Annotated in this window: 25 protein-coding genes; 17 read left to right on the top strand and 8 right to left on the bottom strand. The window is 61.8% G+C overall.

The features are described from left to right. Positions 1-622: 622 nt before the first annotated feature. Together IPP68_04945 and IPP68_04940 are read right to left on the bottom strand one after the other, a co-directional pair. Entirely contained in the window at positions 623-1075 is a 453-nt protein-coding gene (locus tag IPP68_04945) for a tautomerase family protein (GenBank protein MBL0349705.1), read from the bottom strand. A gap of 76 nt (positions 1076-1151) precedes the next feature. Next, the gene (locus IPP68_04940; GenBank protein ID MBL0349704.1) at positions 1152-1460 is read right to left on the bottom strand and encodes a hypothetical protein; all 309 of its coding nucleotides are present in this window, start codon (positions 1458-1460) and stop codon (positions 1152-1154) included. Between the two features lie 101 nt (positions 1461-1561). Between IPP68_04940 and IPP68_04935 the strand changes: the two genes are divergently transcribed. Then, a complete protein-coding gene (locus tag IPP68_04935; protein MBL0349703.1) occupies positions 1562-3358 on the top strand; it encodes an ABC-F family ATP-binding cassette domain-containing protein in 1797 nt (598 codons plus the stop codon). Positions 3359-3372: 14 nt separating this feature from the next. On the opposite strand, the gene IPP68_04930 is transcribed toward IPP68_04935, so the two are convergent. After that, positions 3373-4515: a hypothetical protein gene (locus IPP68_04930; protein MBL0349702.1), complete on the bottom strand. Its 1143-nt coding sequence runs from the start codon at positions 4513-4515 to the stop codon at positions 3373-3375. A gap of 76 nt (positions 4516-4591) precedes the next feature. Here IPP68_04930 and IPP68_04925 point away from each other — a divergent pair, with 76 nt between their 5' ends. Together IPP68_04925 and IPP68_04920 are read left to right on the top strand one after the other, a co-directional pair. Next, positions 4592-5611 carry an NAD-dependent epimerase/dehydratase family protein gene (locus tag IPP68_04925; protein MBL0349701.1) on the top strand — a complete coding sequence of 340 codons (1020 nt, stop codon included), beginning with the start codon at positions 4592-4594 and terminating at the stop codon, positions 5609-5611. A 157-nt stretch (positions 5612-5768) separates the two neighbouring features. Continuing rightward, complete coding sequence (locus tag IPP68_04920; GenBank protein ID MBL0349700.1) at positions 5769-7475, top strand: delta-60 repeat domain-containing protein; 1707 nt, start codon at positions 5769-5771, stop codon at positions 7473-7475. 149 nt (positions 7476-7624) lie between these two features. Here IPP68_04920 and IPP68_04915 read toward each other — a convergent pair whose 3' ends face one another. Further along, positions 7625-10825 carry a right-handed parallel beta-helix repeat-containing protein gene (locus tag IPP68_04915; GenBank protein ID MBL0349699.1) on the bottom strand — a complete coding sequence of 1067 codons (3201 nt, stop codon included), beginning with the start codon at positions 10823-10825 and terminating at the stop codon, positions 7625-7627. Beyond that, positions 10822-11880: a hypothetical protein gene (locus IPP68_04910; protein ID MBL0349698.1), complete on the bottom strand. Its 1059-nt coding sequence runs from the start codon at positions 11878-11880 to the stop codon at positions 10822-10824. Before IPP68_04910 ends, IPP68_04915 begins: the two co-directional genes overlap by 4 nt. Before the next feature lie 1051 nt (positions 11881-12931). Here IPP68_04910 and IPP68_04905 point away from each other — a divergent pair. The 10 genes from IPP68_04905 (at position 12932) to IPP68_04860 (ending at position 18833) form a co-directional block, all read left to right on the top strand. Next, positions 12932-13330: a PA2779 family protein gene (locus IPP68_04905; protein MBL0349697.1), complete on the top strand. Its 399-nt coding sequence runs from the start codon at positions 12932-12934 to the stop codon at positions 13328-13330. A gap of 16 nt (positions 13331-13346) precedes the next feature. Further along, on the top strand, positions 13347-13949 hold the full coding sequence (locus IPP68_04900; protein ID MBL0349696.1) for a C39 family peptidase: 603 nt from the start codon (positions 13347-13349) through the stop codon (positions 13947-13949). Further along, positions 13936-14505 carry a tetratricopeptide repeat protein gene (locus tag IPP68_04895; protein MBL0349695.1) on the top strand — a complete coding sequence of 190 codons (570 nt, stop codon included), beginning with the start codon at positions 13936-13938 and terminating at the stop codon, positions 14503-14505. The genes IPP68_04900 and IPP68_04895 overlap by 14 nt, the downstream gene beginning before the upstream one ends. A gap of 10 nt (positions 14506-14515) precedes the next feature. Then, positions 14516-14719, top strand: a complete 204-nt coding sequence (locus IPP68_04890) for a DUF3185 family protein (GenBank protein ID MBL0349694.1) — start codon at positions 14516-14518, stop codon at positions 14717-14719. Positions 14720-14770: 51 nt separating this feature from the next. Continuing rightward, entirely contained in the window at positions 14771-14923 is a 153-nt protein-coding gene (locus IPP68_04885) for a hypothetical protein (GenBank protein ID MBL0349693.1), read from the top strand. Positions 14924-15061: 138 nt separating this feature from the next. Next, positions 15062-16483 (top strand): SDR family oxidoreductase, encoded by a 1422-nt coding sequence (locus IPP68_04880; GenBank protein MBL0349692.1) that lies wholly within the window; start codon positions 15062-15064, stop codon positions 16481-16483. Between the two features lie 311 nt (positions 16484-16794). Continuing rightward, on the top strand, positions 16795-17007 hold the full coding sequence (locus IPP68_04875) for a hypothetical protein (protein MBL0349691.1): 213 nt from the start codon (positions 16795-16797) through the stop codon (positions 17005-17007). Continuing rightward, positions 17004-17303 carry a hypothetical protein gene (locus IPP68_04870; GenBank protein ID MBL0349690.1) on the top strand — a complete coding sequence of 100 codons (300 nt, stop codon included), beginning with the start codon at positions 17004-17006 and terminating at the stop codon, positions 17301-17303. The genes IPP68_04875 and IPP68_04870 overlap by 4 nt, the downstream gene beginning before the upstream one ends. Before the next feature lie 47 nt (positions 17304-17350). Beyond that, complete coding sequence (gene rho / locus IPP68_04865; protein MBL0349689.1) at positions 17351-18298, top strand: transcription termination factor Rho; 948 nt, start codon at positions 17351-17353, stop codon at positions 18296-18298. Next, on the top strand, positions 18282-18833 hold the full coding sequence (locus IPP68_04860) for a hypothetical protein (protein ID MBL0349688.1): 552 nt from the start codon (positions 18282-18284) through the stop codon (positions 18831-18833). Before rho ends, IPP68_04860 begins: the two co-directional genes overlap by 17 nt. An 882-nt stretch (positions 18834-19715) precedes the next feature. On the opposite strand, the gene IPP68_04855 is transcribed toward IPP68_04860, so the two are convergent. Continuing rightward, the gene (locus IPP68_04855) at positions 19716-20273 is read right to left on the bottom strand and encodes a hypothetical protein (GenBank protein ID MBL0349687.1); all 558 of its coding nucleotides are present in this window, start codon (positions 20271-20273) and stop codon (positions 19716-19718) included. Between the two features lie 193 nt (positions 20274-20466). On the opposite strand from IPP68_04855, the gene IPP68_04850 reads away from it, so the two are divergent. From IPP68_04850 to IPP68_04840, 3 genes are read left to right on the top strand one after another with little or no spacing between them, the layout of a single operon-like run. Then, positions 20467-21426 carry a DUF1259 domain-containing protein gene (locus IPP68_04850; protein MBL0349686.1) on the top strand — a complete coding sequence of 320 codons (960 nt, stop codon included), beginning with the start codon at positions 20467-20469 and terminating at the stop codon, positions 21424-21426. Between the two features lie 18 nt (positions 21427-21444). Continuing rightward, positions 21445-22563, top strand: a complete 1119-nt coding sequence (locus tag IPP68_04845; GenBank protein MBL0349685.1) for a PQQ-binding-like beta-propeller repeat protein — start codon at positions 21445-21447, stop codon at positions 22561-22563. Beyond that, on the top strand, positions 22563-22913 hold the full coding sequence (locus tag IPP68_04840; GenBank protein MBL0349684.1) for a DUF3147 family protein: 351 nt from the start codon (positions 22563-22565) through the stop codon (positions 22911-22913). The genes IPP68_04845 and IPP68_04840 overlap by 1 nt, the downstream gene beginning before the upstream one ends. Before the next feature lie 794 nt (positions 22914-23707). On the opposite strand, the gene IPP68_04835 is transcribed toward IPP68_04840, so the two are convergent. Together IPP68_04835 and IPP68_04830 are read right to left on the bottom strand one after the other, a co-directional pair. Further along, on the bottom strand, positions 23708-24481 hold the full coding sequence (locus IPP68_04835) for a hypothetical protein (protein ID MBL0349683.1): 774 nt from the start codon (positions 24479-24481) through the stop codon (positions 23708-23710). Then, complete coding sequence (locus IPP68_04830; GenBank protein MBL0349682.1) at positions 24478-25704, bottom strand: hypothetical protein; 1227 nt, start codon at positions 25702-25704, stop codon at positions 24478-24480. Before IPP68_04830 ends, IPP68_04835 begins: the two co-directional genes overlap by 4 nt. A 175-nt stretch (positions 25705-25879) precedes the next feature. On the opposite strand from IPP68_04830, the gene IPP68_04825 reads away from it, so the two are divergent. Beyond that, positions 25880-26569 (top strand): hypothetical protein, encoded by a 690-nt coding sequence (locus IPP68_04825; GenBank protein MBL0349681.1) that lies wholly within the window; start codon positions 25880-25882, stop codon positions 26567-26569. Positions 26570-26585 lie beyond the last annotated feature (16 nt).

Here is a 26585-nt window from a genome sequence, read left to right as displayed (position 1 = left end):
AAGGGAGTGCCTCCATGGTGGACGGCGAATCCCTTGTCATGGAACGGGTGGATGGGGGCGAATCGAATAATGTTTAATTCAACGGAGTTGTGGGAGAAATTAGGAGGGCGAAATGAACGCAAAAAGGTCGTGGCCGTTGGCCGCACTCGTCATTATTTCCATCATTACGACCCTGGGAGGCATTGCTATGGCCATGGAACAACCGGTTTTTACAAAACTCCAGCAGGCGTTGATTTTTATTGACGACTCTTTGGGGAGGAACGATTGTGACGCCCTTTTTCGGGCCACACAGGAATTCAAAGACACCTCGGGCTCCGGTGCCGGCGGGGAATACCCGCGGAACTATTTCGAAGCGTTGTTGGAATTGCACCGGACAGCGACTTTCCGGGAGCGATTTGGAAAATTGGAATTTCCCGCCGATAAGACGGTGTTCCTGCTGGGGGGGCACGAATACGGAGGTCACGTCAATGTTGAATTTATCGCTCGGCGAAAAGGGTGGATCTTTGGCCCAAAGGCCTGGAGGCTCCGCCGAATTTTTGTTTGCCGCTAAGGAGCGCGACCGGAGGGATTGGGTGGCGTAACGGGAGGGGGGTCGGTGCAAGCCGTCCGATGGCCCGGCCGGTTAGGGCTGGGGGTCCCCGGATCGGGGCGGGCGTTGAAAGCCCACGAAGGCGGTGAGGTCTTTTAATTGAAGGGTTTTACCGGCGGCGGTCCAGTGGCCGTCGGGGACTTCGTAGACCAGGATCCAGGCTTCGTCCGTGGCGAGGGGCTTGCCGGCGGTTTTGGACAAGAGGCGGTGAATCTCCAGGCCCATCCGCCGTTTGCGGGCGAGGCTCACGGCGCCCAGGGGGACCGTGACCCGGACCAGAAACCGGAGACCCGCCGGCGGCGCCCCGGCGATGGCCCAATGGCCGTGGTCCACCTCGTTGATCAAAACCCAGGTGAGACTTCGGGAGCGGGGGCTGTCGGGGACGCCTTCGGCTTTGAGCACGGCGGTGGTGAGCTCTTTTATAAGCGCTTGTTTTTCCGGGGTGGGAAGGAAGCCGGCGGGAACTGAAATTTCTATTAATGGCATTTAGGAGCTCCTGGTCCCGGACCGCTCTGCGGGTATAGGAAGGTGCAATTTGATCGAGGCCGAATCCGGTGTTTTATTAACCTTTTTGCTTGGCAAGGGTTTCTTTGATGACTTCCACCAACCCCCAAAGGAGCCACGCAACAAACATAATCGTCCAAATCCAACCCACCACAAATAAGAAACCCAACATGGCAAATCCCGCGCCTTCGCCCGCTTGTCCAGAGGTATCGATCGCTCCCGTGAATCCGAGTAACGCGACGATCACCCAGACGGCCAACAGGATCCAAAAAACGCCCCACCAAAGGAGTTTTAGGTCGTAAAGAAGGATCTCTTTGCGCGCCCCGCGGAGAAAGTCGTTCGTGGGTTTCTGAGCCATTCGCTCCATACTATCATTACGTCGAAAAAGGAGAATAGTGCTTTTCCTGAAAGTGGAGGTCGGAGGCCACGCCCGGGGAGAGGGAAATAGGTAAACTGTCCCCCATTGTCATGGCGACTTTAATCAGCTGCAAAGACCTTTCCAAAACCTACGGCGCGCGGCCCCTTTTCGAGGGGCTGTCCTTCGGCCTGTTCGACGGGGAGCGCACGGGGTTGATCGGGCCCAACGGGACGGGGAAATCCACGCTGTTGCGAATCCTCGCGGGGTTGGAAAAGCCCGACGACGGGGAGCTCGCCATCCGGCGAAACCTCCGCATTCGGTATCTGGCCCAACAAGATCAATTCCCCGAGGCGGAAAAGGGCGTGACGGTGCGGGAGGAACTCACCCGGGCGCTTCAGGGCATCGGCCTCGAGGATTACGAAATCGACATTCGGGTGGAGGACGGGCTGGGGGCCTCGGGGTTCAAGCCGGACCAGCCGGTCAAAGAACTTTCCGGCGGGTGGCGGAAGCGATTGGCGATCCTCTCCCAAGTGTTGTGCGAACCGGATTTGCTTCTTTTGGATGAACCGACGAACCATTTGGACCTGGCCGGGGTGCTGTGGCTGGAACGGCTGATGAGCGGGGTGGAATTTTCCTTCGTGGTGATCACCCACGACCGGCGGTTTTTAGAATCGGTGTGCAACCGGGTGATCGAACTGCACAAGCGCTACCCGGAAGGGCACTTCAGCAGCGCGGGGAACTACAGCGATTTTCTGAAAAACCGCGAGGACCTGTTCAACGCCCAGGCGGTGCGGGAAGACTCCATGCGGAACATCGTGCGCCGGGAAATGGAGTGGCTGAGCCGGGGCCCCAAGGCCCGGACCACCAAGCAGAAGGCCCGCATCGACCGCGCCGGGGAACTGATGGGGGAGCTGAGAGATCTGGAATACCGGAACGCCCAGACCCGGTCGGCCAGTATTGATTTCACCTCCAGCGACCGTCGGACCAAGAAACTGGTGGAACTGACCCACGTGAAAAAAAGCATGGGCGGGCGAAAACTCTTTGGCCCCTTGAACCTGGTGCTGAGTCCCGGGGACAAGCTGGGCCTTTTGGGCGGAAACGGAAGCGGCAAGAGCACGCTGCTCAAAGTGTTGGCCGGGACCCTGGCTCCCGACGGGGGGGACATCCGACGGGCCGATGGGCTCAAGGTGGTAACCTTCGACCAGCACCGGGAACCCCTGGACCTTTCCATGCCCCTTCGGCGCGCGCTCTGCGAGTCCGGCGAATTCGTGTTTTACAAGGACAAGCCCATTCACGTGGTGGGGTGGGCGGACCGGTTCTTATTCAACAAAGAGCAGTTGGACGTGCCCCTGGGGCGGCTGTCCGGGGGCGAGCAGTCGCGCGTGATGATCGCGCGGCTGATGCTCCGCCCGGCGGACATCCTGTTGCTGGACGAGCCGACCAACGACCTGGATTTGAATTCCCTGGAAGTGCTGGAGACGAGCCTGGCGGAATTTTCCGGCGCGCTGGTGCTGGTGACCCACGACCGCTACCTGCTGGACCGGGTGAGCCAACAAATTTTGGCCCTGGACGGACGGGGCAACGCTCATTTTTACGCCGACCTGGCCCAATGGGAAGACCGGGACGCGAGCGGCGAAATCGAACTGACCCCGCCCGCGCCCCCGCCGCCGGCCGCCCCGAAAAAGGCGCTTTCCCCGGCGGAGGCCAAGGAACTGAAAACCATGGAAAGCAAAATCCACGACGCGGAGGAGCGGCGGGAGAAGGCCCGGGAAGCCCTGCTGGACCCGGCCATCGCCACCGACGCGGCGGAACTCCTGGCGCGGCAGAAGACCGTGGACGAATGGACCCAAAAGATCGAGGCTTTTTACGCCCGGTGGGACGAGCTGGAAGGGCGGGGGGGCGGTTAGGGCCCCCTCCGATTTCAGTCGAAGTAGACGCCGACCTCGGCCGGGGTGAGATCCAGTTCCTCGAGGGTTTTTAGGACGAGGGGTTTGACGAAGAGGCCCGTGCGGGCCGTGTACTCCAACAATTCAAAAACGGAGCGCCAGCGTTTGAGCGGCGCTTTGCCTTCCCGGATCATGCGGCAAAATTCCTTTTCAAATCCGCTGTAGCCCATGCGGTGGATGTCCACCACCCCGAGCAGGGGGATGAGCCGGTGGTTGGTGACGAGCGGGCTGTTTTCCCGGGGATGGAGAAGGCCCCAGTCCGCCACCTGCTTGGCGATCACGGATTCGTCCAGGTTCCAGGCGTAGAGGGGGAACAGGAGCCGCGCCGGGCGGTCGGCCGGCCAGCGGGAGCCGCGCCACCAGAGACGCCGTTCCTCCTCGGTAAAAATATCGGCCAGGGGCATGCCGGCCACGTGGGTTCGGTCGGACCGCTCGCGTTCGGGCGGGGATTCGAAGGCGCGGAGACCCAGGCCGTCCTGGACCTGGTAGCGGGAATACCCGCAGAGAATCAGGGGGATTTCCCGTTCGGCGGCCAGGGTCCGGGCGGCGTCCAGCAGGAACTCCCCGTCGCTGAAGTCCACGGTGCCGTAGCCGCCGTTTTGGTTCAAGTGGGTGATGCCGTGGCGGTAGAGCTTTTTGAGGAAGGCCCGGGAGGGGCGGAAGGTGAGGTGGTCCAGGTCCAATTGTTCCACCAGGCGCAGAACGTTGGCCCGGGCCACGGGGCTCATGAAGGTGTTGTCGAGCGTGAAGGCCAGAAGGCGCAGGCGGGGGTGCTCGTCCCGGAGGCGGCGGACCAGGTACACGCTGTCTTTGCCGCCGCTAAAGAGGATCAGCGCGTCGTAGCGACCCCGGCCCCGGCCTTCGTGGGCCGCGATTATTTTAGCGAGGGAGGAAACGTCGGCGGGGTCGGGAGCGGGTTCCGGCGTGGCGGAGCGGGGTTCCCGGCAGGGGGCGCAAAGGCCGGCGTCGTCCAAGTCGGCCGCCCTTTCCGACAGGGCGCACCGACGGCATCGACGGGAAATGCGGTCCTTCGCCCAGAGACGGTGGAGGGGCCAGAGAAATCGGGTGTGGAACTCGAAGAGTCGGGCGGTGAGAACGAGGCCGGCGGCGTTTCCCATGGGAGCGTTCCATTATACTCCGAAAAATCCATAATCGTTGGCGGGATGTGAAGGCCGGTCGGTCCGGGAGGTGGAGATGAAGGCGTTCGTCACGGGGTCCACGGGGTTTCTCGGGATTCAATTGGTTCAGGAACTGGCCAAGGCCGGGTGGGAAGTGACGGCGCTCCATCGCGCGTCCTCCGACCTGACGGAATTGAAAAAGTTGGCCGGCGTTCGGTTCGCCGTGGGGGACGTGACGGACCGCGCCTCCGTGGAACGGGGAATGCCGCCCGAGGTCGACGCCGTTTTTCACGTGGCGGGATCGGTCATGCCGCTGCCCCACCATCAAGAATACACGCGCTACGCCGTGAACCAAACCGGCACCCAAAACGCGGTCGAATCGGCCCTCCAGCGGAAGGCCCGCCGTTTTATTCAAACCTCCACGGTTCTCACCTACGATTTCACCCGGGGGGGGCGTTTGACGGAGGAATACGGCCTCTATCAAGGGGACGACGCCTACATGCGGTCGAAAAGGTTGGCCGACGCGGAAGTGGCGAAAGGAATGTCGGCGGGGCTGGACGCGGTGTATCTGCACCCGTCGGCCATTTTCGGGGCCTACGACAAGGCCACGTGGTCGAAACTGTTTTTGGAGATTGAACGGGGGCTGCCCCTGCCCTTCGCGCCGCCGGGCGGATCCAGCGTGGCGCACATGCGGAAGGTGGCCCAGGCCCACGTGGCCGCCTATCATCGCGGGCGGAAAGGAGAGCACTACATTTTGGGGGGACCCGACGTGACCTGGTTTGACGTCGTTCAACGGGTGGCGGCCCTTTTGAACCGGCCCGGCGCGCGGTGGGTTTTGCCGTCGAGCCTTTTCCTCCTCTACGGGCATGTGGAATACCGCTTGTCGACCTGGCTCGGCCGGGAACCGGCGATGACGCCGCACACCGCCGAAATGCTCCGCCACACCATCCTGTCCGATTCGTCCAAGGCGATTCGGGAATTGGGCTACGATCCCTCCAGCCTGGAGGAGATGTTGATGGATTGTTATCGGTGGATGGTGGCCACGGGCCGATTGCCGGATCGGACTTCGGAAGGGAAAACCGAAAAATCCCAATAAGCCGACGCGGCCCCGGCGGTACGTCCCGCCGAGGGCCGAAATAAGTAAACTGTCCCCGATTTCCCGAAGTAGGCAACGCCTTTTATTAATTGGATAATTCCGACGACGGCGGTCGGAGAGCGGCGAGACACTTCGCGGATTACGGAGAGCCTGGACCATGATCGGTCGCATCTTTTCCTTTCAACGCAGCGCGGTGCCCTGGGCTTTCTTTACCGGGGGGATCGCCGTCGCCCTTTTCACCGGCTTGGCCGGCCACACCGACCCCGCCGGCCTTCGGGTTCAAACCCAACAATTCCTGATTCCGACGGTGATCGTTCTGATCGCCCTGGGCGCCTTTGTGACGATCTTTCGCGGCGAGGCCCAGGGGGAAGCCTCCCTGGGGATCACCCTGTCCGACATGGTGGTCACGGCCGTGCTCTGGGGGGGGCCGCTGGTGGTGGGGCTCGTCACCCTGGCCCAGTGGTGGCAGGGGCGGCCGTGTTTTCCGCCGCCGGAAATCACCAACTTCGCCATCGTCTTCGCCCTGGCGGGGGCCGGGTTCGCCGTGTGCTTCCACGGGGTGCGGGTGCCGCTCATGCTGTGGCACAAGTGGCCGCCCCTTCGATACGGGACGATTCTTCTTTTAGCGTTTTGGGTGGTCTACACCGGGCCGGCCTTCGTGGCGCGGGTGTCGGCGGACCTGACCGTGCGGGAAGACCGCCGGCGACGGTTGGAATTCTATCGGAAGCAGACCGGGACGGACCCGGAGGACGCGGGCACCGGGTTTGTCCAGGGGCTCTACGGGTTCGACGTGCCGCCCTTTTCCCTGGCCACGGACCTTCGGGGCAACATCACGGCGGCCGGGGGGTTTCAATGGTACGGCGGGATGCCCGCGCCGGGATTGTTGCGACTGACTTCCGACGGGCATTTTGACGAGTCCTTTCCGCGATTCCCGGACTTCCCGGTTCTCTTTTCCCGCCCCCGGGTGTTGGTGGCCCTTTCGGGGAACACCTACGTGAACGTGGGGCTTTCCGGCGGATCGCCGCCCACGCGGATACTGCCCAACGGGCAGATCGACGCCCAGTTCGCCCAGGTGGTGGGCGACCCGGCGCACCCGCCCTATTCCCCGGACCACATGGTGTTTCAATCCGACGGGCGGCTGGTGTTTTCCAACGAGGTGCGCTTTGTGGGCATGGCCCCCATGGCGATCGTGCGGCTGAAGCCCAGCGGGTTGATCGACGAAGAATTTACCCAGCGGGCCAACGCGGACCTGGAGGCCCGGTGGGGCGCGGCGCGGTGCTCGGTGGTGGGGGTGGGGAGCGACGGCCGGGTGTTCGCTTTGGTGGAAAAAAGCTCCGGCGCGCCGGTGGGGCGGCTGGTGGCCTTCAACCCCGACGGAAGCTTGGACGCGACCTTCACTCCGCCGGAGGACCTGGCAATAAGAAACTTCCGCTGCGCGCCGGACGACGCCTTATATATTGTTGCGACGCCCGGGCCCGGAACCCCGGCCGGGTTGATGCGCCTATTGGAAAACGGCCGGACGGATCCTTCTTTTGGTCCGCCCGCTTACGGCACCTTGGTAAAAGACTTAGAGGTGCAGAAGGACGGAAAGGTGCTGGCCCTGGGGCGGCTTAAAAACGCCGTGGGCCACCCGGCGGGGTTGGTGCGGTTTTTGCCCGACGGGCGCTTTGACCCGGCCTTTTTGCCGAACCGGGACTCCCACGGGATCTCTCCGGTGCTGACCGCCGTGCAGGTGGGGGAGGACGGCAAGATACTGGTGGCCGGGCAATTCACCACGATGCAATACCTCTTCGGCCGGCGGGTGTTCACCTTCATGCGGCTGGACGAAGACGGTCGGCGGGACCCGTCGTTTGTTTTGCCATAAAGCTTCGGCAAACCGTTTCTCCACCCTGTAAATTCGGCAATGGGGGAATAATGACTGTCCCCGAAATCCCCGCTTAAAGTTAATTAGTATGCTGCGTCCCCTCCAGGTCCTATGTAGCTAAAAACCCCCTTGAGGCGTTCCCTCGGGGTTTAGTGTTCAACGGCGATGACCTGGAACTCCTGGCGGCCCTGGGCGTCGGTGACGACGACGAGGTAGGCCCCGGAGACGACCGGGGCTCCGCCGCCGTCCTGGCCTTCCCAGTGCAGGGGGGCGGCGCCATCGGAGGAGGACTCGAAGACCTTGTCGCCGCGGGCGGTGAACACCTCCAAGCGGCGGGCGTTGGCGCCGAAGACGGCGCCGTCGGTCGACGCCCCGGCCCCGGGGGTGACGACCTTGCGGGTCGATTTCAAGACGGCGGGGTCGGCGTCGGTGGGCCACGTCGCGGCCACCAGGGTCGCCGGCTCCGACAGGTTGTTTCCCTCGTCCACCGCTGCCACGCTGTAAAAATAGACTTTCCCGGGCGTCAAACCGCTGTCCGCGAAAGACAGTCCCGCCGCTTCGCCCAGCAAAGCGCCGTTTCGCGACACCCGGTAGCCGCGAACGATTCGGTCGTCGACCGCCGCCCCCCAAACAAGCGAAATCTGCGTGGAGGAATGGACCGTCGCTTTGAGCGAGGACGGAGGGCCCGGGGGAACGCGGTCATCGACATCGGGCCCCTGCTCGCCGACCGCGCAATCCCCGGGGGCGGTGGCGTGGGTTTCCCGGTTGTTGCACGCGCCGTCCGCGTTGTCGTAGGGGAAGAGGAGGGGTTTGATGGTCCACGGAGGAAGGAGGACGGCGGAATCCACGATCGTTCCCGAGACATCGGCGGCGCGACCGGAGAGCGGGAAGGATTGGGGGGTGTCGGTGTCGTTGGCAAGCACCCGCATCGCCTTCAACGGGTCGTTGAGCACGGCGGTGACGGGGACCAGCTGAACATCGTCCAGCCAGTAGGCGGTCGCCATTCCTCCGGGGGACTCGAAATCCAAACGCGTGTTGGGCAAGTTCACGGAGGGGGTAAAGTGGAAGGCGAACGTTTTCCAGGAGGGGGCGGCCACGGTGCGAAATTGGGCGTGGACGGTGTAGGGGTCCGCCGCCAACCGCAACGTGGGGGTCAGCGTGGTGTTGGAAAGAGCCCGAGCGGTGTATTTCAGTTCGTAGGTCACGCCCGCGATCAAAGAAAAGGAGCCGCTGTTGGTCATCGCGCCGTCGGTGGCCGTGTCGTAGGTCATGCGGAGACTGCCGGGTTGAACCCCTCCGGCCGAGGAATCCCAGTCAATGACGGCGCTCCCGGGATATCGCGACCAAGAAGAAATCCCGGCATTGAACGTTCCGTTCGAAATCAGGCTGGGGCCCAGCACGGCCGTGTTTCGATATTTTTCCGCTTGATACCAGTCGCCCAACCACAGGGAATGGGCGTCTTGCATCAGCTCGGACCGCCATTTGGACAAGCTGTAATAGACCGACGGGGGGCCGCCGGTTAAACCGTCGGGAATGTAACTGGAGGCGAATTGATCCGTGTAGAGTTGCCCGTAAACGTTGTGATCGAGAGCCCCCACCCGGAGGCTTCCCAAAAATCCGAAGATCATGACCGTTGGATTTTCGGCGGAGACGTCGTTTAACAAAAGATTGTCATGGACGGAATTGTTGGTCGCAAACCCCGCGGCGCCCCCATCCCCGTACACGAGGTTGTCGTCTTCAATGAAACGCAAAGCGCCCCGTCGGCCGCCAAAAACGACGTTGTTCCGGACCACGTTGTTGTAGGCGTCGTGAAGTTGAATCCCGCAATCTCCGACGTCAAGGATGGCGTTGTTTTCGACGGTGTACTGGGTGGATTCGTTGTCCAAATAGATGCCCTCCGCTTGGGAATGATCCACCGTCGAACCCGCCCAATACCCGGGGCAGCGGCGAATGAAGTTATGGCTGATGCGTATCCCCGGCGGGGTGGCGTGGTAGGGGTGGTCCCGGACATCTTTGGCCGATCCGGTATAAATGGCGCCGCAGTCGGTGGAGAACAAACAAGAATCTTCAATTCGATTGGAATCGATGGTCAAATTATCGCCCACAGCGCTTATCCCGCACCAACCGCTTCGCAGAACGGTGTTCCCCGAAACGACGCCATTTTGCAAATTGATCATTTCAATCCCGATCTGGTATGAACCCGAGGTGTTTTGCCCCGTGTCTTCCACTCGGTTTCCAGTAATCGTCCCTCCGTTGACGTAAATCAAGCTTAACCCCGCCTTGGCGCATTTTTGAATGAGGGAATCTTGCAAAACGAAATTTTCCACTTTTAAATTGCCCCCCTCAACGCGAACCCCGATCCAACAGGAGGTTAAAGCGACTCTTTTAATTTCGGTATGGACGGTCGCGTTCCCGGAAGCCGAGTATTTGACGTGGATCCCGCTGTCCGAAGCCCCCTCCACCGCCAGATCTTGCACGGTTATGTAATTTCTCCCTTCGATCTCAATGCCGACGGCCGTCCCGTTCATTTCCACCCGATGGCCCGCGGGGGAGGCGCTGTCCTTTAACCACACATACAAACGGCCGGCGGAGGAATCGTAGACCCATTCCCCCGCCCGATTCAAAAAATCTATTTTGCCAATAAGGCGGTACCCGACGCCCGTCGTGATCGGATCGGACGTCGGTGAATCAAGAGTGAGGGTGTGGGAGCCCGCCGCGTAGGATTGAACCACTTTGGTCTCGTAGGCCCAGGGGAGCGTCTTCATTATCACACGGGCCCCCGTCAAAACGCCGGCGGAGATCGCCATGTCGTTGTCGATGATCCGTTGATTGGGGTCGGTGGCGTGGGTGGCGTCGGCATAAAAAAAGTCTCCGTTCGGTTCATAGGCCTCTTCCAAAGCGTCGTCATCGACAAGGACTTGATTGACCTCGCCCGGGACGGCGGCCCAGTAGATATTTCCGGAAGCCAGCGTCCACCCCGTGACGCGGGTGGACGCGATGATCCTCGGCAAAGAGCCGGATCCGTAGGCGCCGAACGTGATGGGGGAAGACGCGTTTCCGGACCGCCCCACGACAAGCGGCTCTCTCCACACCTCGCCCCGCTTTAACAACACCGAATCGCCGGGGTTCAGCGGAGCGGCGTTCGCTCTGGCCAGCGTTTTCCAGGGGCCGTTGGCGCAGTCGGAGGTGTTCCCATCCGACTCGCATCCGCTCGGGAGAAACCCGCCGTTGGCGACCGTCCCGGCCCAGGCGTCGTTGCCCCGCGCCGCCTCCACGTAATAGGTGGCCGAACGGGCGGTCGCGCCGGCCCATCCCGCCAAGCCGAGGAAGAAAAGAAAACGCCGGTTCATAAGTGGAGCTTCCGGCTTTTGGGAGCCATCTTTTTTGGCGGCGGGGGCGGCGGCGCCGCGGGTTTTTTGGCCGGCGACGTGGACAGCCCCTTGGGGGCTGGAACGCGGGTTTGGGAGGGGGAGGAACGGCCCTCGATTTTTGGAGTGGGACGGCCACCCTGGCCGGCGGTCGCGGGAGCGGGAGACGGGGAGCGAAGAGCCCCGAAGGACCAGGACATGGACACGCGTTGCGCGGCCCCGAGATCCGTCGATGAAGAGTCCGAAAGAAAAGCGGCGTATTCCAGGCGCAGGTTCTTCCAGAACACCGCGACGCCTCCCGAGAGCTTGTTCTCGGTGGCCACCACCCTCAATCGGGTGGGGGAAAGGGGCCGCCATTCCGCCCCGAGGGCCCAGTCGGTCGTTGGCGGCCCGTCCGAGCGGGCGTCGAGGCCGCCCCGGACAAGTTCGGCTTGAAAGGCGGCCTTGGCGAGGTGATAGTCGAACCCGCCGACCCAACGCACGGGAAGTTTTTCCGTTTGAAGTATCCCCACATCGGGCCGGTTGACCCGGTGGCCGGCCAAGGCCAAACTGACGCGGGGGGAAAAACGCCACAAAACCCCCAGGTTGACCGCCGGGGCGCTGTGGGATCGGGCGGAAGCGATGGTGGGGTTTTCCGGATCCCCGATAAAATGATTTCGCAAGGTCGATCCGCTGAGCCCCACCGAGACCCGCGGTTGGACTTGCCAGGCCAGACCCAACACCCCTTCCTGTTCGGCATATATCCCGGCGGCCTCGTAGAAGCGTCCCCCGGCTCCCAACGACCAGGCGGGCGAAAGCGGAAAAGAAACCCCCGCCATTTGATTCGACACGTTGACGCCCGGCACGGAAAAAGGCCGCTCGTAAAACAAAGTCGCGATCGGGCGATCAAAGCCGGCCAACGTCGCGGGGTTGACGAAAACGCTTAACCCATTTTCCGAACGGGCCGACCCAACGCCGATGGCTCCCTGGGCCAACGGTCCCGGGAACCCCTCGGAAAACGCCCCGTAAACCCCGGGCGAAGCAAGGGGATAGGCCAAGGAAAAAACCAGAAAAACTTTTCGGAAGGACCTTTCTCCGGGCATCTCAATCCTCTCTCCCCCACAGGGAAAAACCGTCCAGAGCCTTCAAGACCCGCGACGGCCCTTTGTGGCCGAGATCGATGGGGGATCCCCCCCGGCCGGTCCCTCGCGGTCCCGATCCTCCACCTCGGCCGTCGACGATCCATCGGAGGGGAAACCCCCTCTCGACGATCCCGATCCAGTCACCGCGTAAGTATAATCCCCCGGCGGTTTTTTGGCAATTGTGAGTGATATTTGGTTCCGGGAAATCTTAACGCAGGAAAAAACCAGAGGATTGCCACAAGGTTTTGCGGTGGAACCGGAAGGGCGGCGTGCATTGCTTGAGGTGCCCCGCAACAGGACGCGCCGCGGCCGAGGGTTCGACGCCCCGGGCTCGTTTGGGGCAGGGGAGTTCCGGAAATCCGGCAAAAAGTTCGCCGGGAAGCCGCCTGGGGGCGGTTTTATTTCGCCTGCTTTTCTTTGAGCGGCCATCGGAAAGGTGGTTGCTGACGGTCGGTCGCAAAGCTTCCGACCCCGGGGGCACCCGAGGTGCTGAGGCGGGCAACCCCCGGTGACTTCGAATGGCCGGGCGCGGGCCGGGAAGGCCCACGACGATGAAACGACAGTGCACTGAAAAACTTCTTCGTTCGATATTCCGGAGGGATTCTTTCCAAAATCCGGATTTTTCAACGATCAATGAGAACCCCTGGATTCCGGCCAGGGGCATGCCGGAATGACGGGGGGGGGATAGGCGAGCCTGTTAATAAGAAGCGCCTGGAAGTTTCAAATTAAAGAGAAAGGGTACCGCACCCCCCATCCATTCGTTCCCTCTCAAGGGGGGAAGGAAAGAACGGAAGGTTCCTTGGGGTGGGATTGGGGTTTGAGATTAAAGAGAAAAGCGGCGGCCCCCCTGGATTCCCGCCAGAGGCTTGCCGGATTGACGGGCGGGGGGAAGGAGCAAAACGAGAGGTTACCTGGGGTGGGGGATTGGGGTCCTATTGGGGGCAAAGAGTCGATTGAGGAGGCTCCTATGAAGAAGAAGTGTTCGTTTTCGATGAAGTCGTTGGCGGGGGCGTTGGCGGTTGCGACGACCTTGGCCTTTACCCTGACGCCCAAGGGCTGGGCGATGATTGCGCCGGTCCTGGACCGGGGGGAAATCGGCCAAACCACGGACGCGCGGGCGGCGGATCTAAAGACCATTCAGACGGCCTTGGAATCCCAAATCGTTCGGCAGAGATTGGCGGAGATGAAGCTCACCCCGGCGCAGATTGAGGCGCGGTTGAGCAAGCTCTCGGACGCGCAGTTGCACCAAACGGCGAGCCGGATACAGACCGTGAGCGCGGGCGGTGACGGCGGCGGGTTGGTGATTACGGTGCTCTTGGTGGCGGTGTTGGTGGCATTGTTCCTGTATTTGTTCCGGCGCATATAACGTCGGGGAGGGTTCCTTGAAATTGGGCGGTTCCGTGCGGTGGGCCCGGGGTGTAATCCTGGGGACGTTGGCGGCGGGTTGCGCCGGCGCCGGGGTGAACAACGCCCCCACGCGGGACCCGGACGTGCGGGTCACCGATCAGCGGTTGCTGAGCGTGCCCTTCTTCCCGGACAACACGGACCAATGCGGGCCCTCTTCCCTGGCCAGCGTGCTCAGTTTTTGGGGGACGCCCACGGCGCCGGGGGACCTGAAAAGCGAAATCTATTTGGCCCAGGTCAAGGGCAGTTTGCCCATGGATCTGATGCTGGCGGCGCAAAACCGCGGCTTTAAGGCCCACCTCTACAACGGAAGTTTGGAGGACGTCAAAGTCGAACTGTCCCGCGGGCACCCACTGGTGGCTTTTTTGAACCGGGGGTTTTTGTTCGCCCCCATGGGGCATTTTGTGGTGGTGAGCGGGTTTGACGAGGTGCGGCAGGGATTTTACGTGCATTCCGGCCTGTCGAAAAACAAGTTTATGCGCTACGGAAGCTTTTGGCGGAACTGGAAAAAGACCCAACAGACGACCCTTCTGATTTTGCCGCCGGACCGGGACCAGGAGTCTCTCCATGCGGGGCCTTGAAAAAGTTTGGCTATTGGCGGTTTTGTTGCCGGCCTGCGCGACCTTCCCCCAGATGGCGCGGCACGCGGACCCTCTGACGCCCCGGCAACACCTGCAGTTGGGCGCGGTGTACGAAGCCCAGGGCCAGGCGGACAACGCCGCCGCCCAGTACGAAGCGGCGATCAAGGCGGACCGGAAATATCTGCCGGGCCATCTGGCCCTGGGGAACCTGGCCTTTGCCGCCGGCGACATGGCCAAGGCCGAAACCCATTACCGGCGGGCCCGGCGGCTGGACCCCCGGGACGCCGCCGCCAACAACAACCTGGCCATGGTGTATCTCACGGTGGGAAAAAATTTGGACAAGGCGGAACGTTACGCGGAAAGGGCCCTGGAACAGGGCGGGCCCCTGCGGCCCTATGTTTTGGAAACCCTGACGGAGCTTTACCTCCGGGAGGGGCGGGTGCTGGAGGCCAGGATCGCCCAGAAAGCGGCGGAGGAATCGGCCCCCGCGGACAACAAGGAGTTGCAAGCGCGGATCGCTAAAAACCGGGAGCAGCTTCCCGCCAAATTGAAATGAAGGGGGTCGTGTGAACAGAGGTCTTTCGGTGGCGCTGTTGGCGGTGGGGGTGGTGTTGATCGTTTATGGGCTCAAGGCGTCGGATTCCTTTGGGTCGGACGTGTCGCGGTTCTTCACGGGGTCGCCCACGAACAAATCGATTTGGTTGTTGATCGGCGGGGCGCTGTCGGCCGCGGCCGGTTTGGCGGGGTTGGTGCGCGGGTCCAAGGGTTAGGCCGTCGAGCCCTTTGGGGTAGAACAATTCTGTTTTAAGGAGTTGCTTCCCATGATGAGAGACGGCGATGAGACCGGCAAGGTCAACAATTCCGACGAAAAAGCGGGAGAAAAGGAAAAAGGACAAACCAGCGAGACCATGAAAAGGCAGAACCTGTTGAACATCCTCATGGAGGTTATGAACAGCCCCAATACGAAAAAATAATCAGCCGGGGCCCCGGAGGGGCCCCGACCCATCGAAAACTTCCGAAGACCCGGGCCGTGAGCAAACACGCGGCGGGCTTCTCGGAAGTTCGTTTATTTTGTTTAAAGGAAAGGCAATGACACCAAAGGGAGCGACCATTTGATTCTTCTGACGGGGGCCACGGGGTATGTGGGGGGGCGGTTGTTGAATTCCCTTTGCAAGGTCGGGCGCGAGGTTCGTTGTTTGGCGCGGCGGCCGGAGGCCCTGGCCTCGCGCCTCGTGCCCGGGGTGGAGGTGGTGGCCGGGGACGCCCTGGACCCGGCGGCGCTGGACAAGGCCCTGGCGAGGGTAGAGGCGGCGTACTATTTGATCCACTCCATGGGCAACGCGGTGGATTTCGAGGAGCAGGACCGTCGGCAGGCGCGTCTCTTCGGCGAGGCGGCCAAGCGGGCGGGGGTGAAGCGGATCATTTACCTGGGCGGGTTGGGGGAAGAGGGGCCCGGGCTGTCGCCCCATTTGCGGAGCCGGCAGGAGGTGGGGCGGTTGTTGCGGGAGTCGGGCGTGCCGGTGTTGGAGTTTCGGGCGTCAATCGTGTTGGGATCGGGCAGTTTGTCCTTTGAAATGATCCGCTCGCTGGTGGAGCGGCTGCCGGTCATGGTCACGCCGCGCTGGGTGACGGTGGAGGCCCAACCCATCGGCATTGAAGACCTGTTGGCCTATTTGATGGCGGCCCTGACGGCGCCTCTGACCCAAAGCCGGATTTACGAGATCGGCGGGGAAGACCGGATGTCCTACGCGGACCTCATGCGGGAATACGCGCGCCAGCGGGGGCTCAAACGCTGGATGATCCCGGTGCCGGTTTTGACCCCGTGGCTTTCCAGCCTGTGGTTGGGGCTGGTGACGCCGCTTTTTGCCCGGATCGGCCGGAAGCTGATAGAAAGCATTCGCCATCCGACCGTGGTGCGGGACGACGCCGCCCGGCGGGACTTTGACGTGCGGCCCGGGGGCGTGCGGGAGGCCATGGCCCTGGCGCTACGAAACGAAGAGCGCCAATTTGCCGAGACCCGGTGGTCCGACGCCTTTTCCTCCCTGGGGGTTCCGGAGGCGTCCCACGCGCGGCTGGGCAACCGGCTGGTGGACACCCGGACCCGGCGGGTGCCGGTGCCGCCGGAAAGAGCCTTTCGGCCCATCCGGCGGATCGGCGGGGATCGCGGGTGGTACTACGCCAACGCGCTTTGGGTCTTGAGGGGGTTTTGGGACCGCTTGGCGGGCGGGCCCGGACTGCGCCGGGGGCGGCGGGACCCCGAAGCCCTGCGGGTGGGGGACGCGTTGGATTTTTGGCGGGTGGAGGCCTACGAGCCGGACCGCCGCCTGCGGCTGGCGGCCGAGATGCGCCTGCCGGGACGGGCCTGGCTGGAATTTGAAGTGACGCCGGAAGGCGACGGTTCCGTGATACGGCAAACGGCGATCTTTGACCCCCGGGGGTTGGCGGGGCTCGCCTATTGGTACGCCCTATATCCAGCGCACCGGGTGATCTTCGCCGGGATGCTCCGGGCCCTGGCCCGGAAGGCCCGGGCCTAGGTCGATTTCCCCCGCTTTCGGGTTGACGAAACTTGTAATTGGTATATACTGATATATACCATGTTGATATCTCGGGTGGCGAAGGCTTTTAAGAAACACGGGGTGCCCTTTGGGGTGGTGGGAGGGTACGCCGTGGCCTTGCACGGGGCCGTGCGGGGGACCGTCGATTTGGATTTGGTTTTACGATTAAGGCGTAAGGATTTCGTGGCGGCGGCGGAGGCCTTGGCGACGTTGGGCCTAAAACCCAAATTGCCGGTGACGGCGGGGAAGTCTTCGATTTTCGAAAGGAATACATCGCGCGGAAGAACTTGGTGGCCTGGAGCTTTTGGAACCCCGCGGACCCGTCGGAAATCGTGGACGTCGTTATCACCCACGATCTGGCCAAGATGAAAGTCCTGGCGGTGCGGTGGGGCCGGGATGAAATTCCCCTGGTCTCAAAGAAGGATTTGATCGCCATGAAGAAAGAGAGCGCCCGGCCCCAGGACCTGGAAGACATTAAAGCCCTGGAGTCGTTGGACCGATGAGGCCGGTTCAGTATTTTTCACCCGAATATTTGGCCCGGTGCCGGGAAATGACCCCCGAGCAGATTTTGAAGTTTCTGGAGAATTTTCGGGTGATGCAGGCCTCGGTGCGGCCGTCCAAAAGCCGGCTCATCAGCCTGAAAGTGCCGGAACCCCTGTTGGAAGCTTTTAAGTCAATGGCCGGAAGGGCGGGAACGCCTTACCAAACGCAGATCAAGCGGTTGATGAACGATTGGATTTTGACCGAGGGGGCGGGAAAATTCAAAACTCCTTTTCTCGAAGTTCTGAAAAACAAGTAATATAGTTCCGAAGTTGCCGCTGAAGACCCAAACATCCAACCCGATAAATGATGCGTCCCAGAAATTTCGACCGAAACAACCCGCGACGGTCCCCTCCTCCTCCCAAAAGGGACGAGAACGAGGCCCGCTTTTACGACGGGCAGGCCATTGATCCGTCCCCCCGCATCCGGCTGGAGGACGGCAGTTCGGCCTTGACCGTGCGGGCCATGGATTTGGTGGCGCCCATCGGCATGGGGCAACGGGGATACATCGTGGCCCCGCCGGGGTCCGGCAAGACGACCTTCCTAAAAGACATCTGCAACGCGGTGGCCAAGGGCCAGCCCAACATCAAGCTTTACTGCCTGCTGATCAACGAGCGCCCCGAGGAAGTGACCGATTTTAAACGCAACGTGGTGGCGGAAGTTCGGGCGTCGTCCTCGGACAACACCCAGGAACAGCACGTGCAGGTGGCCGACACCCTGATGCGCCAGGCGGTGCGGGAGGCGGGGGCGGGGCAGAACGTGATGATCGTGATCGACTCCCTGACCCGGCTGGCGCGGGTGCACAACGCGGAGCGGCATTCCAGCGGGCGGACGCTCTCGGGCGGGATGGACGCCCGGGCCATGGAGATCCCCCGGCGGATCTTCGGCGCGGCGCGAAAGATTGAAAACGGCGGCTCCCTGACGATTTTGGCCACGGTGCTGGTGGAGACCGGAAGCCGCATGGACGACGTGATCTTTGAGGAGTTCAAAGGCACGGGGAACATGGAGATCATTTTGTCCCGGGAGATCTCGACCCGGCGGATTTTCCCGGCCATCGACATCGCCAAAAGCGGCACGCGCAAAGAGGAATTGTTGCTGGGGCCGGAGGAACTGGGCGCGGTTCGGAAGTTGCGCCGGGTGCTGGCCAAGATGACCCCGGTGGACGCGGCCCAGCAGTTGGTGACGGAGTTGCAGTCCTACCCCACCAACAAAGAGTTTCTGGCCGCGGTGGACAAGTTTGCCTCGGAAAAATAGTTTTTTCCGGTCTCTCCCGATGGTCGGGCTGGCCCTGGGCGCCTTCTTTGCCTGCGGGAAGTCCGAAAGCCGATTTAAAACCTACCAAAACACCAAATACCACTACGCCATCGACTATCCCGCGGCCTGGACCGCCGAAGGGACGGCCCAGGACATCGCCGAGAGTCTTGAGGTCACCTTTTACAAGGTGAACGAAAAGGCGGGGGCCGTCAAAGGCATGACGTTGATCACCGTGCATGTCTACGACAATCCTCACGGGCGGACGCCGGAGCAATGGTACCTCCAGGACGCGCCCAAAGAGAGCGATGGTCTCTACCCTTACCCCGCGAAAATCGTCGCCTCGGCGGAGGCGACGACGCTCAACGGCACCCCGGCCTATCGGGTGGCGACGACGGACGAAGCGGAAAGTTATGATTATTTTGTGGGGGGCGGGGGGCTCATTTACCGGTTGAGTTTTGAGACGTTTTCGGGGGAGGAGGGGACGCCCAAGGAATTGTTTGATCGCTCTCTAAGATCTTTTCGAATTTCCCAGTAGTTTCCTGCCTTTTTCATAAAACCAAATCCATCATTCGCGGGTCCTTCCATGCCCGCACCAACAATTAACTTCCCAGCCCTCATTTCAGGAGTCGGAGTTTACCATTCAAAATTAAATTCCAAGTCGCGGGCCTCCCTGGCCCATTCCTGGCATTCATATTTTTTCACGCGATCTGTCCTTTCTCAATCAAACTTCAAATCAAGGTCGCCGGGGGTTGCCCGGCGGCAACCTACTTTTCTTTGGCCGCCCAAAGAAAAGTAGGCAAAAGAAAACCGCCCCCAGGCGGCTTCCGCGCGCCGTTTTGGCCGGTGGCCCTCACGTGGGCCATAGACCGGCCCCGGCTCCCTGTCGGCTGCCGCCGCCAAACCGGGACCGGCACGCCTCAAATGCCTATCGGCGTTGCCGACGAGAAGAATGTTGAATTCTTCCGCAGGGCCGACGCCCTGTTTTTTGGGCGTCCCACAACGGGCCACGCCGCTGCGGCCAAAACGTCGTGCTCATGACGCCTCAAGGGGGATTTTAGCTAAATAGGCATAGGCAACACCCAAAGCCTTTTTTGACTTTCGGGGCCCCTTGAGGCGAATCGAGCACGGGCTTTTTGCCGCCGCGGCGGCCGAGGGTTAACCGTCCCTGGCTGGTTTGGGCCAGGGGAGTTCCGCAGGCCCGGCAAAAAGACCGCGCGCAGGCCGTCTGGGGGGTCTTTTTCTCTTGGTGACTTCTCTTTTTGGACAAGCAAAAAGAGAAGTCACCCGGGTCCAGGGCGGAGCGCCTGGGAAGTCGGTGCTGGGTGTGGGCCGGGGAGGCCCACGACGTCGATTTTGAATTGGAATCTGACGGTCTTCCCGAAAGGTCAAAGAACCGAAGGACCGAAGAACCTAAGAACTATTCCGGGAGAACAACCTTTGTTGTGATGGGGGAGGGGTTTTTGGGGGGGAGGCCTTCGGCCTCGATTTCGCGGCACTCGACGGTGGCGACGGAATCTTGAAGGTCGGCGACGCGGCAATCCACGGGGGCGCCGGTGCAGGGGCGGTGGTGGGCGACGGCGGGAATCTTGAGATTAAAAATCACGAGGGCGTTGCCGAACTCGCAGTTGGAGTAGGACAGGGCGAGGTAATGGGGAGTGGCCTTCTCCAGCGCGAGGTCCGACAGGCGGCCGACGGTAACGGGGGTCGTGACGATTTGCTGGGCGACGACGCGGCCGTTCTTTTTTAGACGAACGCGATCTCGGGAGTCCTGGAGAAGGCCGCCCACGGTTTGCTCGGGCTCGTAGCAGACGTCGACCGTGTAGGGAGTCCCGGGCACGGACAGGGCTTGGGCCGGCCTTTGGGCTTCCCGGGGGGGGAGGCAATTGTCCTTGGGGCCGGCGAACAGTGACGCGGGCGCGTAAATCTCAAGGGCGGCGAGAAAGAAAATCGTGCGATCGGCGATGCGGTTCTTCACGGTGAAGCCCCCTTGTTCAATTTGTCCCGTTGTGGGAATATCATATAACGAAAGGCGGCCCTGCCGGGCCGCCGGAATTGGGCATGCGATTGATTCCCTCCGCCGTTTTGCGGTTCATGGTTCAAAGGCGGATTAAGACGGTTCGCGGATTTATCGACGAATACGCCGGATGGAGCAGAAAAAGGAGACACACGTGAGAAAAACTTTGCGAGCGGCGGTCGCCGCCCTGGGGGGCCTGACGCTATTGGCCCCGGTGTGGGCCGAGCCCAAGCTGGACACGGCCCGGATTGAGCAATGGACGGGGCTTAAAGGCACCTGGAACGAGGCGGAGGACGTTTTTAAAGTCACCTTCCCCCGGACGGATTTGGACATCAAAGCGGCGGGCGTGAAATTGAGCCCCGCCCAGGGCCTGATGGCCTGGGTGGCCTTTACGCCCATGGGGAACCGCGTGGCGGTCATGGGCGACCTGGTGCTGGCGGAGGACCAGGTGAACCCGGTGATGAGCGCGGCGCTGGACTACGGGTTGGAAGTGACGGCGCTGAATAACCATTTTCTCTGGGAGGCGCCCCGGGGGATGTTCATGCACATCGGCGGGATGGGCGACGCGGAGGCCATGGCGGCGGCCGTGGGGAAAGTTTTTGAAAAGCTAAAAGAGACGACCGGCGGAAAGGGCGCCCTGCCCGACACGCCGGAGGCGGCCGGGACGCCTCTGGACGGAAAGGCCTTGGACGCCGTTTTCGGCGCGACGGGGGAAACGATCGACGGGGTGTACAAGATCGTCATCGAAAAGACGACGCGCATGGGTGGGCACTCCCTGGGAAAGGCCATGGGGGTCAATACCTGGGCGGCCTTCACCGGCACCGACGCCAAGGCCCTGGTGGATGGGGACGTGGCGGCTTACGAGTCGGAACTTCAAGGCGTGCTCAAGAATTTGCGGAAGGCGGGCCTCTATGTGACGGCCATTCACAACCGCCTGACGGGGGAAACACCCCGAGTGATCTTTGTGCACTACTGGGGCGTGGGCCCGGCGGGGGATTTGGCCAAAGGGATCCAGACGGCCTTGAGCGACCAGGGGAAAAGCAAGGAAACTAAAAAGCGTCGGCCGCTCAACCCGGCGATTCAAAAGTGGTATCCCAAGACGCGGATCGACTGACGGTTTTCGTGGGAGCCCATGATTCAAATTGACGAGGTGCCCGCCGGGTCCTGGTCCGGGCGGGTCCCGCGCTTTATAAAGCACCTCCAAGGCCTGGACGTTTGGGCGGGGGGCGCCCTGGGCGGCGGTCGGTTGTGGGCCTACACCCGTGGACGGAATGTGTTGACGGGGCACGCTCGGCGTGGCGAGGCCGCGGCCCTGGAAGTGTCTTTGCCGGGGGACGGGTTGCACCGGTCGCCGCCGGGATGGGCCGCTTTGACGGGAAGCGTGGGTTTTTGGGACTACCGGGGGGAACCGGGGGGCGTGGAGTTCACCGCCCTGACCGCGGCGGGGGAAAAGAAGTTTCGAACGGCGATCCCGCTGGATTACCCGCGGATTGATTTGCCCGATGCCTACGCCGGACCGGGGCCCCTGGCGCAACCTCTGGCCCTGGCCGACGGCGGGTGGCTCTTGAGCGGAGAGACCTCCGGCGCGGAAAGCGCGGGAGGGCAAGTCTTCCTCCTCGACCCCCACGGGCGATTGCTGTGGAAGGCCGATGGGCGTGCGGTGGCGCTGTCCAAAAAAACCGTGGTGGTGAACCGGGGCTTTGACGGTGTCGCGGGGCTGGACCGGGAAAACGGCGAGGAGCGGTGGACGAAGACCCTGTCCGGCGCCGAGGACCTGGGCGGGGGCGCGGACGTGTGGGGATTTATTCTCCCCCGCGGGAGCGAGAAGGGGTTTCACGTTCACGACGCGGAAACGGGGGAACGGCGGTTCGCCCTGCCCTGCATGGAAAAGACGGATTTGGAATTGAAGGGCCGGTTGCGGTTCGGCCACGGGGCGGCGATTCTTTGCGCGGAGCCCTTGGAATTCACCGAGATCGTGGACGGTCAAGGAAAACGGCGGGCCCGGTGGCGAAGCGCGGGGCGCTTCGTGGGGTTCGACGGGCGGCGGGCTCTCTTTGCGACCCGGGAGGGGGACTGGGCTCTTTACGACGCCGACAAGCCGGAGGCGGTCCCGGCGGTCCTTGAAAACGGCGACATCCCCGACGGGGAATTGCTGAAGCCTTTTCCCGACCGATTGGTTGTCGGGGACGGGGGCGTGGCGGCGTTCAACGCGGCCTGGGGGCGGGGTTGGGTTTTTGATTTGGAGGGCTAGTGGTTTATTACGTTGTTAAAGTTTTGATCACCAGTTTGTTGGTGGTTTTTATTTCGGAGATCGCCAAACGAAGTTCGCTCATGGGGGCGGTGGTGGCGTCGTTGCCCCTTACCTCGGTCCTGGCGATGATTTGGATGTACCAGGAGACCCGGGAGGCGGGGAAGGTGGCGGACCTGTCGGCGGGGATCTTTTGGTTGGTGTTGCCGTCGTTGCCTTTCTTTTTGCTGTTTCCCTATCTCCTGAGGCTGAAGTGGAATTTTTACGGGGCCTTGGCGGCGTCTTCCGCCGTGATGGTGGGGTTGTACTTTGGGATGGTGTATTTCGCGGGGAAAGCGGGGATTCGGATTTAGGTTTTTTATTTCGTTGTCCCACCTTAAACCAACGTCGTGGGCCTCCCCGGCCCACACCCGGAGTCCATTTTTTTCGCAATCTATCCTTTCTAAATCATTCTTCAAATCTAAGTCGCCGGGGGTTGCCCGGCGGCAACCTACTTTTCTTTGGCCGCCCAAAGAAAAGTAGGCAAAAGAAAACCGCCCCCGGACGGCTTGCGCGCGCTTTTTTGAAGGAGCCCGGACCAACTCCCGGCCCTCAACATCCCACGGGCCGGATCAAACAGGCCCGGGCCCGCGATCTTCAAAAAAGCGTGCTCAAAACGCCTCAAGGGGGATTTTAGCTACATAGGCATAAGCAAAGGCCAAATCAAAGATTTTGGTCAGGTGTTTTCGCCGTTGCCTATGCAGGTGCTTCTCAGGGGCCCCATAAGGCGAATCGAGCACGAGGTTTTGGCGGCTGTGGTGCGGCCCGTTGTGCCGGCGATAGGCGGTTGAGCCGAGCCGGTCACGAATCTGGCGGCGGAGCCGCCGGTGACCGGGGCCGCTTTTTGGCCCACGTGAGGGCCGCCCGCCAAAACGGCGCGCGCAGGCCGACCGGGGCGCGTTTTTGGGTCCAGGGCCATTTTTGCGCGTCCAAAAATGGCCTTGGCCGGGTGTGGGCCGGGGAGGCCCACGGTTTTGAATTTGAACTCGGGGAGCCGCCCAAACAAAGGAAACCTCTGGGTCCCGGTTGGAACCTTACCGGGACGACGGACATATAAGGAGCGGCGGGGGGCCGGGGGGCCCCTTACCGGGACATCGGAACGGGAGAGCTAGTTGACGCGGCGGGCGCGGACGCCGAAATCGACGTTGTCTTTGACCCAGGCGGAAAACTTGTCCTGCTTCTCCAGGGGGGCGCCGGGGGTCAGGACCGAGGGATCTTTCCAGTAGGCCATGACCTTGGCGTCCTGAGTCCAGACGCGGATGTTGCGGCGCGGGACTTCCGTTTGCCAGGAGCGGCCGGTCACGGCGTCGGTGTAGAGCAGGCGCAGGGTGATGTTGCGGGCCAGTTTTTCCAGCGGTTTCACTTCGATGTTCCGAAAGTCCACCTTCCCGCCGTTTTCCTTCACGTAAGGTTTGCCGTCGCTGATCATGACCACGCTGATGGGCCGCAGCAACAAATTGCGGCTCTTCACGGTTTCGGCCACGTCCTTAAAAAAAGCGTTGAAGTCCGTGGTGGGGTTGGAGGTCTTTTTGGGAAACATGCCGGTCAGGATTTCTTTAAGTTCCTTGACCGATTTGCCCTCGAAGGTCTGGATGGGGAAGAAGGTTTTGGCCTCGTCCGCCCGGGTGCCGCCGATGGAGCCCACGAAGAGCGTGTTGGGAACTTCGAGCCCGCCCTGGCCCTTCAGGTGGGCATAAAGGTAATGGGCCAGGAAATCCATGGAATCTTCGTAGTTGGGGCCTTCCAGGAAGGACCGGCTGATGTCGATGCCGACGAAGAGGGAGAGGCGCGGCTTTTTGACATCGGGCGCGGTGCCGCCGCAGGCCGGGAGAAGGGCCGCCGCTAAAACCAGGGCTTTCCAGCGCAGGGATGAACGGTTCATTTGGCCTCCGGTTTGTGGGCGTCGATGCGGACCTGGCCGACGCTGTGCAAAACGACTTTGGAATCCATGACCTCTTCGATGGACTTGAACGGCAGGCGGAAGAGGTGTTCGGAGGTCACCAAGAGCGTCAAGAAGTTGATGGCCGAGGCGAGCACCTGGAGCGGGGGGATGATGAAGGCGGCGAGAACTTCGTCGCCCTTCTTTTGAATGAACGTGAGATCGTTTTTGACCGCGGCCCAGAGCGAGGCCGTCATGGTGGTGGGGCTCACCTCTTTTTGCGCGCTGGAGGTCACGGGGACGTGGATGCCGGAGCCGCGCAACACCGCCATGAGCGTCGGCGTGCCGTGGGAGGCGAAGAGGAACCAGGAAATGCCGCGGACGCCCAGCCAGGTCAAAGACGAAATCGCCAGGATGCCGACGATGCCCAAATCAAAGTCCCCCGAGGTGTGCTGGGCGAACCAGGGCACCAGCGAATCCACGAATTCCCGGTAAAGAAAGACGACTTCGACGAAGAGAGTCACGAGCTCGATGACGCCGATCTTAATGATGGCGCCGACGTTTTTGCTTTTGACCGCTTCGGCCCAGGTGGAGAGCACGGCGTAGCTGCCCAGGACGATGAAGAGCATGAAGATGAAAAGGGGAATGCGGATGGAAGCCTCGGACAGCTCGTTGCCCGTCATGTTGGAGAAGGTGTCGATCACGACGGGGGTGGTGACGTAGGTGAAGATCGCCGCCTCCAGTACCGCCCAGATCAATGTCAGGAACACGGCGATCCAGGGAACGCCGGCTTTGGTGACGTTCTCGCCCAGGTTCTTCACCACGCGGAAGGGAAACAGGATGAAGTCCTGGAGCACCGCCCAGGTGCCGATGACGGTCAATTTAACGACCGCGAAGAGCGCGGCCGCCAGGTAAAACACGAAGCGGAACGCCCCGCCCCAAAAGGCGAAGACGCTGCGGCCCAAATCCCACCAGGTGATCAAAAGGCCCGTGATGAAAGCCGAGCGGTTTTGGCGGACGGGGATGGTGAGCAGGCTGGCCATGGTGACCCAGCAGGCCAGAATGAAGGCCAGGACCCCCGGCAGGAGGAACAGCCATTTGACCAGGCGCAGGGGCCAGGGTTCGCCCGCCCCCCAGGCGAAGGCAACGAAATGGTTTTGGAAAAATAGGGGGAAGAAAAGAATGGAAAGGACAATTTTCCAAACGCCGGTGGTTCCAGTAAACATGGGAGCTCCTTGGGTTGGGGCAAGCGCCTCACAAATTAGGGCGTGAGGCTAGTATAAGCGGGAACGGGGAAAACGCAAGTGGCCCGCGTCCGGCGTGCCGGACCGCGGGAGGGTTGATATAATCGTCCAAGGGGGCAAAGTCGGCGCCCCGACCCATTCCCAAGAGGAGGACGGTATGAAATTGATTTCGATGAAGGGCCTGCTGATGGCGGCGGGATTGTTTTGGGCCGGGCCCTTGGCGGCAGCGGGCAACGGGCGCGGGACGGGGCAATGGCGGGTGGAGCCCCAATTGCTGATCGGCCTGGGGCTTAAAAACCACGAGGTGGGCGTGACCACCGACGGCGAGAGCATCAAAATCAGCGCGGGGGGCGGCCTGGGCGGCGGGATCAGCCTGGGTTACGGGTTGACGGATTCCGTGGACGTCGAAGTGTTGTGGGGCTACCAGCGGAGCACGCTGTCGCCGGACGTGAGCAACGCGTCCGGGTCCTTTGAGCGGTATCTAACGCTGGCGACCTTGAAGTACAAAATTCCCCTCGTGAAACGGGAGGGGGCGTGGCTGGACTTTAAAATCGGCGGCGGGATCGGGCAGTACCCGTCCGGGAAGTTTAAAACGGATTTCGGGTCCGTGGGGGCGGGACGCACCGAGGTGCGTTACAAGGCGGGGCAAGGGTTCCACCTGACGGCGGATTTTGAGCGCTATTTGAAGCGTTGTTCGTTGTCGGCGGGGGTGCGGTACTCCGTGGTGAGCTACAAGGCCAAAACCGCCGAATTTAACGGCGCGGTGCAACCGGTCTCGAGTTTGAACGCGGAATTTGAAAAGTTCAAAGGCGACGGCGTCGACTTCGTGTTGGCGTTTAAGTTTTAAATTCTTGGGAGAGAGG

It is taken from the genome of Elusimicrobiota bacterium, from assembly GCA_016722575.1.
Lineage (GTDB): Bacteria > Elusimicrobiota > Elusimicrobia > FEN-1173 > FEN-1173 > JADKIY01.
The sequence above is the reverse complement of the archived record's forward strand: the minus strand, read 5'-3'. Positions and strand labels throughout refer to the sequence as shown.

Excerpts from the sequence above, each read along its gene's own strand:
- IPP68_04845 (MBL0349685.1), top strand. The coding sequence starts at position 21,445 with ATGATTCAAATTGACGAGGTGCCCGCCGGGTCCTGGTCCGGGCGGGTC.
- IPP68_04925 (MBL0349701.1), top strand. The coding sequence starts at position 4,592 with ATGAAGGCGTTCGTCACGGGGTCCACGGGGTTTCTCGGGATTCAATTG.
- IPP68_04895 (MBL0349695.1), top strand. The coding sequence starts at position 13,936 with ATGCGGGGCCTTGAAAAAGTTTGGCTATTGGCGGTTTTGTTGCCGGCC.
- IPP68_04930 (MBL0349702.1), bottom strand. The coding sequence starts at position 4,515 with ATGGGAAACGCCGCCGGCCTCGTTCTCACCGCCCGACTCTTCGAGTTC.
- IPP68_04935 (MBL0349703.1), top strand. The coding sequence starts at position 1,562 with ATGGCGACTTTAATCAGCTGCAAAGACCTTTCCAAAACCTACGGCGCG.
- IPP68_04825 (MBL0349681.1), top strand. The coding sequence starts at position 25,880 with ATGAAATTGATTTCGATGAAGGGCCTGCTGATGGCGGCGGGATTGTTT.
- IPP68_04940 (MBL0349704.1), bottom strand. The coding sequence starts at position 1,460 with ATGGAGCGAATGGCTCAGAAACCCACGAACGACTTTCTCCGCGGGGCG.
- IPP68_04905 (MBL0349697.1), top strand. The coding sequence starts at position 12,932 with ATGAAGAAGAAGTGTTCGTTTTCGATGAAGTCGTTGGCGGGGGCGTTG.
- IPP68_04885 (MBL0349693.1), top strand. The coding sequence starts at position 14,771 with ATGATGAGAGACGGCGATGAGACCGGCAAGGTCAACAATTCCGACGAA.
- IPP68_04830 (MBL0349682.1), bottom strand. The coding sequence starts at position 25,704 with ATGTTTACTGGAACCACCGGCGTTTGGAAAATTGTCCTTTCCATTCTT.
- IPP68_04945 (MBL0349705.1), bottom strand. The coding sequence starts at position 1,075 with ATGCCATTAATAGAAATTTCAGTTCCCGCCGGCTTCCTTCCCACCCCG.
- IPP68_04920 (MBL0349700.1), top strand. The coding sequence starts at position 5,769 with ATGATCGGTCGCATCTTTTCCTTTCAACGCAGCGCGGTGCCCTGGGCT.
- IPP68_04915 (MBL0349699.1), bottom strand. The coding sequence starts at position 10,825 with ATGAACCGGCGTTTTCTTTTCTTCCTCGGCTTGGCGGGATGGGCCGGC.
- IPP68_04870 (MBL0349690.1), top strand. The coding sequence starts at position 17,004 with ATGAGGCCGGTTCAGTATTTTTCACCCGAATATTTGGCCCGGTGCCGG.
- IPP68_04835 (MBL0349683.1), bottom strand. The coding sequence starts at position 24,481 with ATGAACCGTTCATCCCTGCGCTGGAAAGCCCTGGTTTTAGCGGCGGCC.
- rho (MBL0349689.1), top strand. The coding sequence starts at position 17,351 with ATGATGCGTCCCAGAAATTTCGACCGAAACAACCCGCGACGGTCCCCT.